The sequence below is a fragment of the Acinetobacter sp. WC-141 genome (genome assembly GCF_000313935.1).
Taxonomy (GTDB): domain Bacteria; phylum Pseudomonadota; class Gammaproteobacteria; order Pseudomonadales; family Moraxellaceae; genus Acinetobacter.
The window spans coordinates 99,796-113,591 of record NZ_AMSS01000045.1; the positions used below are offsets into that span (position 1 = coordinate 99,796).

At 38.1% G+C, this 13,796-nt stretch carries 14 protein-coding genes; 8 read left to right on the plus strand and 6 right to left on the minus strand.

The features are described from left to right. Window positions 1-7 precede the first annotated feature (7 nt). On the minus strand, window positions 8-652 hold the full coding sequence (locus ACINWC141_RS08605) for an A1S_1983 family putative colistin resistance protein (RefSeq protein WP_009390296.1): 645 nt from the start codon (window positions 650-652) through the stop codon (window positions 8-10). A 99-nt stretch (window positions 653-751) separates the two neighbouring features. Between ACINWC141_RS08605 and ispF the strand changes: the two genes are divergently transcribed. Further along, window positions 752-1,243, plus strand: coding sequence for a 2-C-methyl-D-erythritol 2,4-cyclodiphosphate synthase (gene ispF, locus ACINWC141_RS08610; RefSeq protein ID WP_009390106.1), 492 nt, complete (start codon window positions 752-754; stop codon window positions 1,241-1,243). Here the strand turns inward: ispF and ACINWC141_RS08615 are convergent. From ACINWC141_RS08615 to glnL, 5 genes are all read right to left on the minus strand, one after another. Further along, on the minus strand, window positions 1,231-1,755 hold the full coding sequence (locus tag ACINWC141_RS08615; RefSeq protein WP_009390169.1) for a protein tyrosine phosphatase family protein: 525 nt from the start codon (window positions 1,753-1,755) through the stop codon (window positions 1,231-1,233). The genes ispF and ACINWC141_RS08615 overlap by 13 nt on opposite strands. A gap of 192 nt (window positions 1,756-1,947) precedes the next feature. Then, window positions 1,948-2,868 (minus strand): ornithine carbamoyltransferase, encoded by a 921-nt coding sequence (gene argF / locus ACINWC141_RS08620; RefSeq protein ID WP_009390265.1) that lies wholly within the window; start codon window positions 2,866-2,868, stop codon window positions 1,948-1,950. Window positions 2,869-2,980: 112 nt separating this feature from the next. Next, window positions 2,981-3,634, minus strand: coding sequence for a TetR/AcrR family transcriptional regulator (locus ACINWC141_RS08625; RefSeq protein WP_009390089.1), 654 nt, complete (start codon window positions 3,632-3,634; stop codon window positions 2,981-2,983). Window positions 3,635-3,900: 266 nt separating this feature from the next. Continuing rightward, on the minus strand, window positions 3,901-5,394 hold the full coding sequence (gene glnG / locus ACINWC141_RS08630) for a nitrogen regulation protein NR(I) (protein ID WP_034678061.1): 1,494 nt from the start codon (window positions 5,392-5,394) through the stop codon (window positions 3,901-3,903). Beyond that, window positions 5,381-6,490 (minus strand): nitrogen regulation protein NR(II), encoded by a 1,110-nt coding sequence (gene glnL, locus ACINWC141_RS08635; protein WP_009390177.1) that lies wholly within the window; start codon window positions 6,488-6,490, stop codon window positions 5,381-5,383. The genes glnG and glnL overlap by 14 nt, the downstream gene beginning before the upstream one ends. A 342-nt stretch (window positions 6,491-6,832) precedes the next feature. Here glnL and rimO point away from each other — a divergent pair, with 342 nt between their 5' ends. The 7 genes from rimO (at window position 6,833) to rseP (ending at window position 13,730) form a co-directional block, all read left to right on the plus strand. After that, on the plus strand, window positions 6,833-8,176 hold the full coding sequence (rimO, locus tag ACINWC141_RS08640) for a 30S ribosomal protein S12 methylthiotransferase RimO (protein WP_004701193.1): 1,344 nt from the start codon (window positions 6,833-6,835) through the stop codon (window positions 8,174-8,176). A 50-nt stretch (window positions 8,177-8,226) separates the two neighbouring features. Continuing rightward, entirely contained in the window at window positions 8,227-8,955 is a 729-nt protein-coding gene (pyrH, locus tag ACINWC141_RS08645) for a UMP kinase (RefSeq protein ID WP_003652185.1), read from the plus strand. Window positions 8,956-9,040: 85 nt separating this feature from the next. Beyond that, window positions 9,041-9,595, plus strand: coding sequence for a ribosome recycling factor (gene frr / locus ACINWC141_RS08650; protein WP_004791853.1), 555 nt, complete (start codon window positions 9,041-9,043; stop codon window positions 9,593-9,595). Window positions 9,596-9,599: 4 nt separating this feature from the next. After that, entirely contained in the window at window positions 9,600-10,352 is a 753-nt protein-coding gene (gene uppS, locus ACINWC141_RS08655) for a polyprenyl diphosphate synthase (protein ID WP_009390100.1), read from the plus strand. Then, entirely contained in the window at window positions 10,352-11,176 is an 825-nt protein-coding gene (locus tag ACINWC141_RS08660) for a phosphatidate cytidylyltransferase (RefSeq protein ID WP_009390306.1), read from the plus strand. Before uppS ends, ACINWC141_RS08660 begins: the two co-directional genes overlap by 1 nt. Next, window positions 11,177-12,373 (plus strand): 1-deoxy-D-xylulose-5-phosphate reductoisomerase, encoded by a 1,197-nt coding sequence (gene ispC / locus ACINWC141_RS08665; protein WP_009390201.1) that lies wholly within the window; start codon window positions 11,177-11,179, stop codon window positions 12,371-12,373. It abuts the gene before it with no gap. A gap of 1 nt (window position 12,374) precedes the next feature. After that, window positions 12,375-13,730, plus strand: coding sequence for an RIP metalloprotease RseP (gene rseP / locus ACINWC141_RS08670; RefSeq protein WP_009390190.1), 1,356 nt, complete (start codon window positions 12,375-12,377; stop codon window positions 13,728-13,730). The last annotated feature ends 66 nt before the right edge of the window (window positions 13,731-13,796 follow it).

Consider the following 13,796-nt stretch of genomic DNA (forward strand, 5'->3'; position numbering starts at 1 on the left):
TAACCTGCTAATCATATAATCGGTAGATTCCGCTAAAACGTTCACAGCCTTTCTGTTGGGTTTTCACATGAAGTAAAGCTTTTTGAAAATCAAACTGATATTTACAGTTATGTTCATTGTCTAAAATTTCACTTTTTTGTTCAGGCGAACTATAGGCCATCAAAGAAATCGTTTGAGTTTCTTTGCGGTTATTTGGATTGCGATATGCTAGCCCTTCAATCTTGATTTTATCCTTTGCGAGCTGATGAACTTGAATATGAACGGGTTGTGCTGCTATACGTCCATTTTCAAACTTAAGGTAATGCTGGGTAAGCGTTTGCTTAAGTGATGCATAAAAATTTAGGTCATCTGTACGTAAATCAAACTGTTGTTGAATGCACGTATTACTCTTGCATTGCTGAGTATATTTAGACCATAACTTTTGTGTATCCTGTAAAAGTTGTAGGGGGGCATCAGTAACTAAATATGCAGAAAGATATTTATTATTGAGTTGCGTTCTCGATTCACTAAATGTTTTTGAGCAGATTTTAAGCTCAGCCCCAGAATTGGAGCAGTCTATTGATTCTGCAAAAACAGGAGATGAACATAAACAACTCAATGTCACGGCAAAACTTAATCTTTTCAATTGATTCATATCAGTATTAGACAGCATGATCGCTTATACTTTCAGTCTACTTTGCTAGGTGTACTATAGCGAAACAGAAAGGCTGAATACAAGATTTCTTAAGTTTTTATGGAAGGTAATAGTTATATGGTTGCTCAAATTCGCATTGGTCAAGGAATGGATGTACATGCCTTTGAAGCGGGGGACTTCGTTACATTAGCTGGCATTCAAATTCCACATACGCATGGCTTGAAAGCGCACTCTGATGGCGATGTTGTACTCCATGCCTTGTGTGATGCTTTGTTAGGTACTTTGGCACTTGGAGATATAGGGCAACATTTTCCTGACACTGACCCAGAATTTAAGGGTGCGGACAGCCGAGTACTATTAAAGCATGTTTATCAGCTAATCTTGGATCGTGGTTATCAGTTAAATAATGCAGATATTACGGTGGCTTGTGAACGCCCCAAATTAGCTAAGCATAATTTGGAAATGCGTCAAAGCATTGCTGACGTTCTAAATGTAGATATTAATCAAATTAGCATTAAAGCAACGACAACCGAAAAACTTGGGTTTACCGGTCGTCAAGAAGGGATTTTAGCTACAGCGACTGTTTTAATTTCTCATCACACTAAGTGATCGGCCTGTTGCAAAGACTGTTGAAGCTCGAGAGTTGCCTTACGGCCTTGTAGCTGTAAGGTAATACTATGAATGAGTCCAGTCCAAGTCTCATTAGGTTCCCAAATTTCGTGCAATAAATCCTGAGAAGTAGGCATGTCAATATTCATATAAAACTGTCTATAGACATACATAAGGCAACTTACGCGTTTATTTTTGGCGCAATGTATCCAAACAATTTCATTTTGCACTAAATGATCAATCAAATCTAAAACTAATAAGCACTGTTCAGCAGAAGGCATCTCCCAATCAATTGGAATATGAATATAATTTAAACCAAGGTCTAAACAAATACGGTCTTCATTTTCAAGGTGATTTGAAGCATTAGTTAAAGCAAGGTTAATGACTGTGCTACAACCAAACTCTTTAATCAATTTTAGTTGTTCAGCAGAAGGCTGGGCCGAGCTAAATAAATGTTCATGAATAATCGAAAATGCGGGAATTTGAGATAATGATTGTTCAAGGGTTGTCATGATCGCACTCTACAAGAGTAGGCTTAGCTTATTGTGTAGAATGTTATACACGATTCTAGAGAATAGTTGAAATACAGCCTGCTTATATATTCGGCAACGTTATCAAATTTTTAAAAATAATTAACTGGAAAAGTACAAGTCCTATAAAATAAAAAACAGCATCATAAAGATGCTGTTTTTTTAACTCAAAATTTAAGCTTTTTTTAGATTTTCATTCAATAAAAATTCGACTAAAGCTTTTTGAGCATGGAGGCGGTTTTCTGCTTCATCCCATACGACTGCATTTTTATAATCGAGCATGGTTTCAGAAATTTCTTCGCCGCGATGGGCTGGTAAACAGTGCATAAATAAGCAGTCAGGATGAGCAAGGCTCATTAATTTTTCATTGACCTGAAAAGCAGCAAAGGCTCTTTCACGAAGCTTCTGTTCTTCTTCTTGCCCCATACTTGCCCATACATCTGTCACAATAAGGTCAGCATTTACAGCCGCATCTTCTGCATTGTCGAAAACTTCGGCACAATGACCAAACTCTGCTAAAAATTCAGGTTTAGGCTCATATCCTTTCGGTGATGCAATTTTGAGTTTAAAGCCCATCATGTGTGCAGCTTCAATATATGAGTTACACATATTATTGCCATCACCAATCCAAGCAACAGTTTTTCCTTTAATGCTACCGCGGTGTTCATTATAAGTCTGTAAATCTGCAAGTAACTGGCAAGGATGATGGTCATCTGTCAAACCGTTAATAACAGGAACTTTTGAATATGATGCAAAACGTTCAACAATGTCATGACCGAAAGTACGAATCATCACAATATCAAGCATACTTGAAATTACACGTGCTGAGTCTTCAATTGGTTCACCGCGACCTAGTTGTGTGTCGCGAGGCGATAAGAAAATCGCACTACCACCAAATTGATTAATGCCTGCTTCAAAAGAGATACGTGTACGCGTGCTTGATTTCTCAAAAATCATTCCCAATACTTTACCGACAAAAGGCTGATATACCTTATTGTCATGCTGCATTTTTTTAAGTTCGCTTGCGCGTTCTAAAATGCGATTAAGTTCTAGAGTGGATAGATCACGTAAAGTCAGGAAATGTCTTAGAGCCATGTAGCTACTCCATAATAATTGTTATGAAATACAACAATTATCTGTTGTTGGCTGGGTGGATGAGGGAAAAAAGAAGTCTACTATACTATAAGCATTTTAAAATGCAAAAGAATTAGACTTTATGATGGCCTCTTAAGAAAACATCAACACAATAGTGAATATAATCAAATACTTCTTTCTCGTCCGGTGGTAGCGGCATCCCCATAATCATGCGCCATTCTATATCACGTAAAATTCCAAAATACATTAACGAAGAATGATTTGGAGAAGTGCAAAGAATTTCTTCAGCCTGATGGGAAATTAGAAGTGCTTGAGCAATTGTGTTTTGTACATCTTGAGCACATTTTTCATATAGGTATTTGCTCAAAGTTGCATTGCATTGTGTTTGCTCAATAACCAAACGTAAAAAAGCGATATGTTCGGGTTGAATAATATGAGTATAAAAGCGAATGAGAGTTTGAATTAAATAGTTGCGTAAACATGTTTGGGAAGGTTGAAAGGGTACACAAATATCTTTAAAGAACATTTCACGGCGATAATCGCAAATTGCGGTAAATAAGCCATCTTTATTGCCAAAATATTTATAGATAGAAGCTTTTGAACCACCAGCATGATTAACAATGTCATCAAGAGAAACGGCATCATATCCTTTATCCAAAAACAGCTCGGTTGCACTTAGCAATAAAGCTAAGCGACGTTCTATACCTCGACGTGTTTGGGGTTTTTCACATATTGAATGATGTGACTCAAGGACGGAATCATGCATAAAATTTCATAACAACGGTTAACTTTGCTTATTTAGTATAGCAAAACTATCATTAAGGATGGTCATCGCTATTTTTTTAGATCATCTGCTGAACAGTAAATATGTACTTAAAAAAATAAACCAATAGGAAATATAAGCTTAAGGTGGGTTTTAAAAAGATCTAATGATGTAACCTTATGTTCATTTTTAAAATTAATAAAAATCTAACCGCAAATTAAAAGCGGCTAAGACACTCTTAGCCGCTTTTAAATTAGATGATAAGTTTTTTAGGCTTCAGTTTGGGTAACCTTATGTTCATCTTCTTCATCATCGTCAGCAGAATCCATTCCAAGTTCTTTTAACTTGCGAGTTAAGGTATTGCGGCCCCAACCCAGCAATTCTGCTGCATGACGTTTTCGTCCACGCGTTTGTTGTAAAGCGGCGTTAATTAAAGTGCGCTCAAACATTGGTGTGGCAATATCCAAAATCTTCATTTCACCATTCTTTAGCTTTTGAATTGCCCATTGATTGAGTAATTCATCCCAATGGTGTAAAGAAATGCGTTCAAATGAAGGAGCAGGTTGTGCAGAGTCACTATTCTTTTGCAATGGAACCTGTTTGAGTTCAGAAGGTAAATCTTCTGGATAAACTTCACGTCCGGTAATCATTACAGTTAACCAGCGGCACGTGTTTTCAAGTTGTCGAACATTACCGGGCCATGGCAGCTGTTGCATATAGTCTGTTGTCTCGGTACGTAAGATTTTTGGACTCACGCCAAGTTCTTTGCCAGCACGTGCAAGAAAATGCTGAGCCAGCATTGGGATATCTTCACTGCGATGGGCAAGTTTAGGAATATGAATGCGAATCACATTTAAACGGTGATATAAGTCTTCACGGAATCGGCCTTCATTTACCAGCTTTTCTAAATCCTGATGCGTTGCTGCAACGATTCGAACATCCACTTTAACTGGAATATGTCCACCTACACGATAAAACTCACCGTCAGCGAGCACTCGAAGTAGTCTAGTCTGTGTTTCAAATGGCATGTCACCAATTTCATCAAGGAATAGTGTTCCACCATTTGCTTGCTCAAAGCGGCCTTGATGTTGAGTATTTGCACCTGTGAATGCACCTTTTTCATGACCAAATAACTCGGTTTCAATCAAATCTTTTGGAATTGCAGCCATATTTAGAGCAATAAAAGGCTTTGCACGGCGTGGTGAGTGCTTGTGTAAAGCATGCGCAACTAATTCTTTACCTGTACCAGATTCACCATTAATTAAAACAGTAATATGAGATTGAGATAAACGACCAATAGCGCGGAAAACCTCCTGCATTGCTGGAGATTCACCAATAATTTCTGTTGATTGAAGAGGCGAAGCTGTTTTTGTGGCTTCTTGCTGCTGTAGTTTGTTGATATGCAGAATTGCACGGTTCACTAAAGCTAAAGCTTCATCAATATCAAATGGCTTTGGCAAATATTCAAATGCACCTGTTTGATAACTTGATACAGCAGACTCTAAGTCAGAATGTGCTGTCATAATAATGACAGGTAAATCTGGATGAGAGTTTTTAACTTTAGATAAGAAAGTTAACCCATCAATTCCAGGCATTCGAATGTCAGTTAAAATGACATCGGGCGCTTCATGGTGCAAACGTTCAAGTGCAGTTTGAGCTTCTTCAAAATTAGTGACATCAAAACCTTCTTCTTTAAAGGTCTTTTCTAATACCCATCGCATGGCGCGATCATCATCAATAACCCATATTTTATTTCGCGACACGGTCTGACTCCCAAGGTAAATATAAGCTAAAAATAGTTTTTCCAGGAACAGATTGGCATTCAATCATTCCGTTATGTTGATGCATAATATTCTGTGCAATACTCAGGCCAAGCCCAGTACCTTTTGCTCGTCCGGTAACCAACGGGTAAAACACAGACTCTAAAATACTCTCAGGGATACCTGGCCCATTGTCCTCAATATCGACTCGCACTGTAGATCGATTTAGCACACCATTAATTGTGACAAGTCGTTGTATACGGGTACGTAAAATTAGCTCTGGTTCCTGATCTATAAAAAATGCTTTGTTCTCAGTGATGGCTTGAATTGCATTTACACTAATGTTGAGCATGACTTGGATTAACTGGTCACGGTCAGCATTAACATCGGGTAAAGACAAATCATAGTCACGTATAATTTTAATTTTCTTCTTTGTCTGGTTTGCAATAAGAGAGCGTACCCGTTCTAAGGGTTCGTGTACGTTAACATTTTCATAACTTGGCAGTTGTCTAGAACCTAACATGGTATCAGCCAAGTTAGTTAAACGATCTACTTCATTAATGATGACATCGGTGAATTCAGCATAAGTCTTATCATTTAAACTGCGAGCGAGTAACTGGGTTGCTCCCCGAATACCTGCAAGGGGGTTTTTAATTTCATGTGCAACGCCACGCACGAGCTGCCTAGCTACTTGATGCTGTTGAACCAGATTTTCTTCTTTTGAAATCTTTAACATGCGATCAATTGGATTGAGCTCGATCAACAGTAATGGATGGTAGCTTTTACCTGTATTTAATTGAGAAACCGTGTAATCCACATGGAGGTCTTTAAAGTTGACATTAATGACAGCTTCCCGACGTGTATACGGTTGGCCGGTTTTTATAGTGTTTAATAAAGCTTCATGCGTATTAAAAGTATCGTCAGGGGCATGAAGCAAGTTTAAAACGGGCTGTCCTGAAGCACGAAGCAAACTAATGTCAAATAGTGCTTCGCAGGCTGAATTTAAATAAAAAATGTTCAAATTACTATCGATTAATAAAATCGCAGTAGTTAAGTTGTCTACCAAGAGGCGATAGTCGATAGGGTTGTGTTGATCCATTAGCGAATCGTTCCTGTCTTAAAATAGCGCAATGGCATCTTCATTGGTTATCGGATTTTCACCGTTATAGAACATGAACGATGCAAAATATACGCCAACTTTGTTTATGGGTTATTTTAAAGTTTTAAGGTACTTAAAAACGCGCTGAAATCGTTCTTTATATCTTTTGATCAAAACGGGTAGCTTAAGTTTAGATAATAACATGATCTAAATTGGTGCAAAGGTGAGTTTTGGTGCAAATGTTGGTTGTATTTTGGTGCATTACACAAAGAGTAGGCTTTCCACCTATGCTTGAGACAAGAAAAGACATACAATACGCGCATTCAAGTGGAGCGCAGATTCATGAAGACCCCCAAAGTCGGTTTTGTTTCTTTAGGTTGTCCTAAGGCATTGGTAGATTCTGAACGAATTTTAACTCAGTTAAAGACTGAAGGTTATCAAGTTGCATCAGATTATGATGGTGCTGATTTAGTAGTTGTTAATACCTGTGGTTTTATTGAATCTGCGGTACAAGAGTCGCTAGATGCAATCGGCGAGGCCATGAGTGAAAATGGTCGAGTGATCGTTACCGGATGCTTAGGTAAAGATGAAGATAAAATTCGTCAAATGCATCCAAACGTTTTAAAGGTTACTGGTGCAGCAGCATATCAAGATGTGATGGAAGCTGTACATGAGTATGTACCAGCGCCACCTAAACATAATCCGTTTATTGATTTGGTTCCTGAACAAGGGATTCGCTTAACACCAAAGCATTATGCCTACTTAAAAATATCTGAAGGATGTAACCACCGTTGTACCTTCTGTATCATCCCAAGTATGCGTGGTGACTTGGTTTCTCGTCCAGTTGGTAGTGTATTGGAAGAAGCTGCGGCACTTAAAAGAGCAGGTGTTAAAGAAATCTTGGTTATTTCTCAAGATACATCGGCTTATGGCGTAGACACCAAGTACAAACTTGACTTCTGGAATGGTCAGCCTGTTAAGACAAAATTCTTCGATATGTGTGAAGCACTAGGCCAATTGGGCATCTGGGTGCGTCTACACTATGTTTATCCATATCCACATGTGGATGCGGTAATTGATTTAATGGCACAAGGTAAAATCCTGCCATATCTAGATATTCCTTTCCAACATGCAAGCCCACGCGTTCTTAAATTAATGAAGCGTCCGGCACATAGTGAAAATACACTAGAAAAAATTAAGCTATGGCGTGAAAAATGCCCTGATCTTGTGATTCGTTCTACTTTTGTGGTGGGTTTCCCAGGTGAAACTGAAGAAGACTTCCAGATTTTGTTAGATTGGTTAGTTGAAGCTCAACTTGATCGTGTAGGCTGCTTTACCTATTCACCAGTAGAAGGCGCTACGGCAAATGATTTACCCGATCATGTGCCAGAAGAAATTAAGCAAGAGCGTTACGAGCGCTTTATGCAAGTGCAGCAGCAAATATCTGCTGCAAAATTACAAAAACGTATTGGTCAAACGATGACTGTACTAGTTGATGGTTTGGAAGATGAATATCCTGTTGCCGTTGCACGTTCTTATGCCGATGCTCCGGAAATTGACGGTAATGTGTTTGTAGAAGATATCGATAAGAGCACTATTCAACCGGGCGATATGTTGGAAGTCGAAATTACCGATGCAGACGAATACGATTTATTTGCAAAGTTAATTAAAATTAAATCGGTTTAATCAAAATATATTTAAAGAGCATTCAGTTTAAGAGGTTTTGGAGCAAAGTCATGGCGGAAACAATTAGCCCTCGTTATTCACGTATTCTATTAAAATTATCTGGTGAGGCATTGTCAGGTAATAAAGATATGGGTATTGATGCCCAAGTTTTAGACCATATGTCACTTTCAATTGCACACTTGGTTGGCTTGGGTGTGCAAGTGGGTATCGTTGTGGGTGGCGGTAATTTGTACCGTGGTAGTCAGTTGCAAAAAGATGGCTTGGTTGGTCGTGTAACAGGCGATCAAATGGGTATGCTTGCAACTGTGATGAATGGCTTAGCTATGCGTGATGCTCTAGTTCGCCGTAATATCAGAACTCGTCTTATGTCTGCATTACCAATTGGTACAGTCGTAGAGTCTTATTCAAGTCGTGATGCGATTCGTCATTTAAGCCAAGGTGAAGTTTGTGTTTTCGTTGCGGGTACAGGAAATCCATTTTTCACAACCGATACAGCAGCATGTTTACGCGGAATTGAAATTGAAGCGAATTTAATTTTAAAAGCGACCAAAGTAGATGGCGTTTATAATAAAGATCCAAGTAAATTTGAAGATGCTGTTAAATACGATCATTTAACGTTTGACCAAGTATTAGATGAGAAACTTGGTGTTATGGATTTGACAGCTATTTGTTTGTGTCGTGACCATAACGTGCCATTGCAAGTTTTTGATATGAATAAATCAGGTGCGTTATTGTCAGTAGTGATGGGTGAAAAAGAAGGGACGCGCGTTACTAAATAATGTACGTGTTACCGAAAGCTCTTTATACTAGCGCTAAATTAAATTTGTTAAATATATCTTTGAATAAATAAGTAAGGTAGATCATATGATTAACGATCTGAAAAAAGACAGCGAACAGCGTATGTTAAAAACTCTAGAGTCTTTGGAACTCGGGTTTGCTAAAGTTCGTACCGGCCGTGCGCACCCATCAATCTTAAATGGTGTGATGGTTCCTTACTACGGTTCTGATGTGCCATTAAATCAAGTAGCAAACGTGGGTATTGAAGACTCTCGTACACTTATTGTTCAACCATTTGAGCGTACAATGGTTTCAGCTATTGATAAGGCAATCCGTGAAAGTGATCTTGGTTTAAACCCCATTACAGCAGATGCAATTCGTGTACCTTTACCAGCTTTAACTGAAGAAACACGTCGTGATATGCAAAAAGTTGCGCGTAACGAAGCTGAAAATGCAAAAGTTGCGATTCGTAATATCCGTCGTGATGTATTAGGTGACATCAAAGCATTGTTAAAAGAAAAAGAAATTTCTGAAGATGATGAGCGCCGTGCAGGTGATGATATTCAGAAAATTACTGACAAATATGTTGCAGAAGTAGACAAACGTCTTGCAGCGAAAGAAGCAGAATTGATGAAGGTCTAATTTTATGACCGATTCTGAAGAGTATCATCTTCCCAAGCATGTTGCCATCATTATGGATGGCAACAACCGCTTTGCAAAAAAAAATCAAATGCAAAAAGGTGATGGGCATCGGGAAGGTAAAAATGTTCTTGATCCTATCGTTGAACATTGTAAAAAAACTGGTATACGTGCTCTAACTGTTTTTGCATTTTCAAGTGAAAATTGGAATCGACCGCAGTATGAAGTCGATCTACTTATGAAGCTTTTGGAAGAAAGTATTCATGAGCAAATACCTCGCATGAAGAAATTTAATATTGCTTTGCGTTTTATTGGTGATCGTTCTCGATTATCTTCACACTTAGTTGCCTTAATGGAAGATGCAGAGCAACAGACAGCACACCATGACACTATGACACTCACTATTGCAATAAGCTATGGTGGGATGTGGGACATTGCAAATGCGGCAAAACAGGTTGCAGAGGCTGTTTCCCGTGGTGAATTTGGTGCTGATCAAATAAATGTTGATTTGTTCGAAAAATATGTCAGTCTAAACGATCTGCCAGCTGTGGACCTATTAATCCGTACAGGCGGAGATTATCGCATATCTAATTTCTTGCTATGGCAAGCAGCTTATGCGGAACTGTATTTTACGGATACTTTATGGCCAGAATTTACAGTAAAAGAGTTCGACCATGCATTGAACGTTTTTTCAGGGCGTGAGCGTCGTTTTGGCAAAACATCTGAACAAATTCAGCAAGAGAAAATAGAGAATTTATAATGTTAGAGCGGATTGTTACCGCATTGGTACTTGTTGCAGTTGTTTTAGGCTGTATGTTTGCTACGCAATCACATTATCCAATGTTGGTTCTTATGATTGTTGCAGCAGGGGTTGCGGGGTATGAATGGTATAAATTAATGCCACGTGAAACTGCAAATGCTGTTAAGCCCAAAGCTTGGTGCTACGGTCTGCTTGTTGCATTTGTTTCAGGTGTCGCCCTATTTTTTCACGATATTGCATTACTTTTGTGGTCTGCTTCAATTTTGACTTGGATTGTAAGTGTATATTGGGTCAAGTCATTTCCTGAATTTGATGGCTGGTATAACGCAACCTTGTATGTAATTGGCATAATTTTAGTCTGCGCTGCGGTAACGTCAATTTTTGTAGTATGGCAAAGTTCACCATGGTGGTTAATGTATCTGTTTTTACTCGTGTGGGGTGCAGATAGCGGGGCTTACTTTGTTGGTCGCAAATTTGGAAAAAGAAAACTAGCTCCAACTGTAAGTCCAAACAAATCAGTAGAAGGTTTGTATGGTGGTATTCTTACGACCATATTAATAATGGTAGTTGTGCAATATCATTATCTAAATTTAACTTTAATTCAGCAAATTCTGTTTCTTATATTGTCATTAATTACAGTATTTGGTTCAGTTTTGGGTGACTTATTTGAATCAATGATTAAACGTCGTGCCGGTATTAAAGATTCTGGTCGTGTTCTGCCAGGACATGGCGGTGTTTTAGATCGTATTGATTCTTTACTTGCTGCAGCCCCGATCTTTGCAACGGGAATGTATATATTAAAACTTATTGGTGTAGATTTATAGATGACACAATCTGTTTGCATATTAGGTGTAACCGGTTCCATTGGTCAAAGTACCTTAAAAATTTTAAATCAACATCCTGATAAGTATTCAGTGTTTGCAGTTTCAGCTCATAGTCGAATTTCTGATTTGGTTGAAATTTGCAAACATTTCCAACCAAAAGTTGTGGTCGTTCCTGAGCAGAAAGTTGCCGAATTAACAGCTCTATTTGCATATAATAAATTACAAAATATTGAAATTTTGGTTGGTGAGGAAGGCCTGATAAGCATTGCTTCACATCCAGATGTTGATGTTGTTATGGCTGCAATTGTTGGTGCTGCAGGTTTGTTGCCAACTTTAGCCGCAGTGAAAGCTGGTAAACGCGTATTGCTTGCTAATAAAGAAGCTTTGGTCATGTCTGGTGAAATCATGATGCAAGCAGCACGTGATCATCAGGCATTGTTATTACCAGTAGATTCCGAACACAACGCTATTTTTCAGTCGTTACCTCATAATTATTTAGAAGCTGAAAGAAATGGGCAACCACAGCAAGGTGTATCTAGAATTTTATTAACAGCCTCTGGCGGCCCTTTTTTAAACCATTCTTTAGAGCAACTAAAAAAAGTTACTCCTCAGCAAGCCTGTAAACATCCTAATTGGTCAATGGGACAAAAAATTTCAGTTGATTCAGCTACACTTATGAACAAAGGGCTGGAATTGATTGAAGCATGCCATTTGTTTTCAATATCCGAACATTTTGTTACAGTTGTTGTTCACCCACAAAGTATCATTCATTCTATGGTGCAATATGTGGATGGTTCAACATTGGCACAAATGGGTAATCCTGATATGTGTACGCCCATAGCCCATGCTTTAGCATGGCCTGAGCGTTTACAGACTAGTGTTCCTGCTTTAAATTTATTTGAATATTCTCAACTTAATTTTCAAGCACCAGATATTCAAAAATTTCCAGCACTTGATTTGGCACGTCAAGCAATGCGGGCGGGAGGTTTGGCACCTACTATTTTAAATGCTGCAAATGAAATTGCTGTTGCTGCATTTTTAAAGGAACAAATTGGATTTACAAATATCCCACAAGTGGTAGAGCATACTTTGCAAAAATTGGAAAATTCAGTTGCTGAAAATATTGAGTGCATTTTAGATAAAGATGAAATAGCACGACATGTAGCACAGCAATATATATCAAGTATAGGAGGCTGAAATGAGCGCATTATTTATGATTGCAGCAGCGGCTCTTTTACTTGGTCCTTTAATTGCAATCCATGAGTTCGGCCATTATTGGGTTGCACGAAAACTAGGTGTTAAGGTTTTAGTATATTCCATTGGTTTTGGGCCTACCTTACTCAAATGGACATCAAAAAAATCTGGAATCAAATATCAACTTTCAGCTTTACCATTGGGCGGCTATGTAAAAATGCTCGATGAGCGTGAAGATAATGTTGCAGAGCAGGATTTACCTTATGCATTTAATCGTCAAAAACCATGGAAACGTATAGCAATTGTTGCAGCTGGTCCTTTAATTAACCTGATTTTTGCTGTCTTACTTTTCTGGATCTTATTTTTACCAGCACAGGAACAACTAAACACTAGAGTTGGTAAGGTTATACCAAATTCACCAGCAGCAACTGCACAAATGCAAGTAGGTGATAAGATTATTGCAGTTGATGGAAAAGAAACACAAACTTGGGAAAAGCTTAACTTTGCTTTGATTGATCGTGTAGGTGAAACCGGTAGTATAAATATTGATGTAGATCGTGCAGGTACTGAAAAAAATATTGTTTTACCGATTAAAGACTTCTTAAAAAACCAGAATGAATCAGCTTTAGATGTGTTAGGTTTTTTACCATATCGTCCTATTATTCCAGCTGTTGTTACTGAGTTGACTCAAGATGGAGCTGCAATTCGTCAAGGAATGAAAGTAGGTGATCGTATTGTTTCGATTAATGGTCAAGCAATGAAAGACTGGTTTGATGTTGTAGAGGTTGTGCAACATTCTCCAGAAAAATTACTCAATATTGATGTGTTACGTAATGGTCAAGTAGTTCATTTGCAAATTATGCCTCAAGGAAAACGGGATAACATGGGGCAAGTAAGCGGTGTCTTGGGCGTGAAAAGTGATGCAGGAAAAATTACAATTCCTGACGAATATAAGCAAACAATTCAATATACTCCAATACAAGCTTTTGAAATGTCACTAGATAAAACTGGTCAAATCTCTAGCATGATATTGAGTTCAATAGTAAAAATGGTTAAGGGTTTAATTGGTTTAGAGAATCTTTCTGGGCCAATTACAATTGCGAAAGTAGCGGGACAAAGTGCAGAAATGGGATGGCAGACTTTTATCTCATTTATGGCTTTGATGAGTGTAAGTCTTGGAATTTTAAATTTATTACCAATTCCAATGCTAGATGGTGGACATTTAGTTTATTACTTTATTGAAGCTATTCGTGGGAAGCCTGTTTCTGAACAAATACAAATGTTTGGTCTAAAAATTGGTATGGTACTGCTCGGTAGTATGATGCTTTTGGCTTTATTTAACGATTTTATGCGTTTGTAAACGTATATGGATTTATAACTTACTGGAAAAAACTGGCATGCGGCACACACATTTTTTAATGCCTTT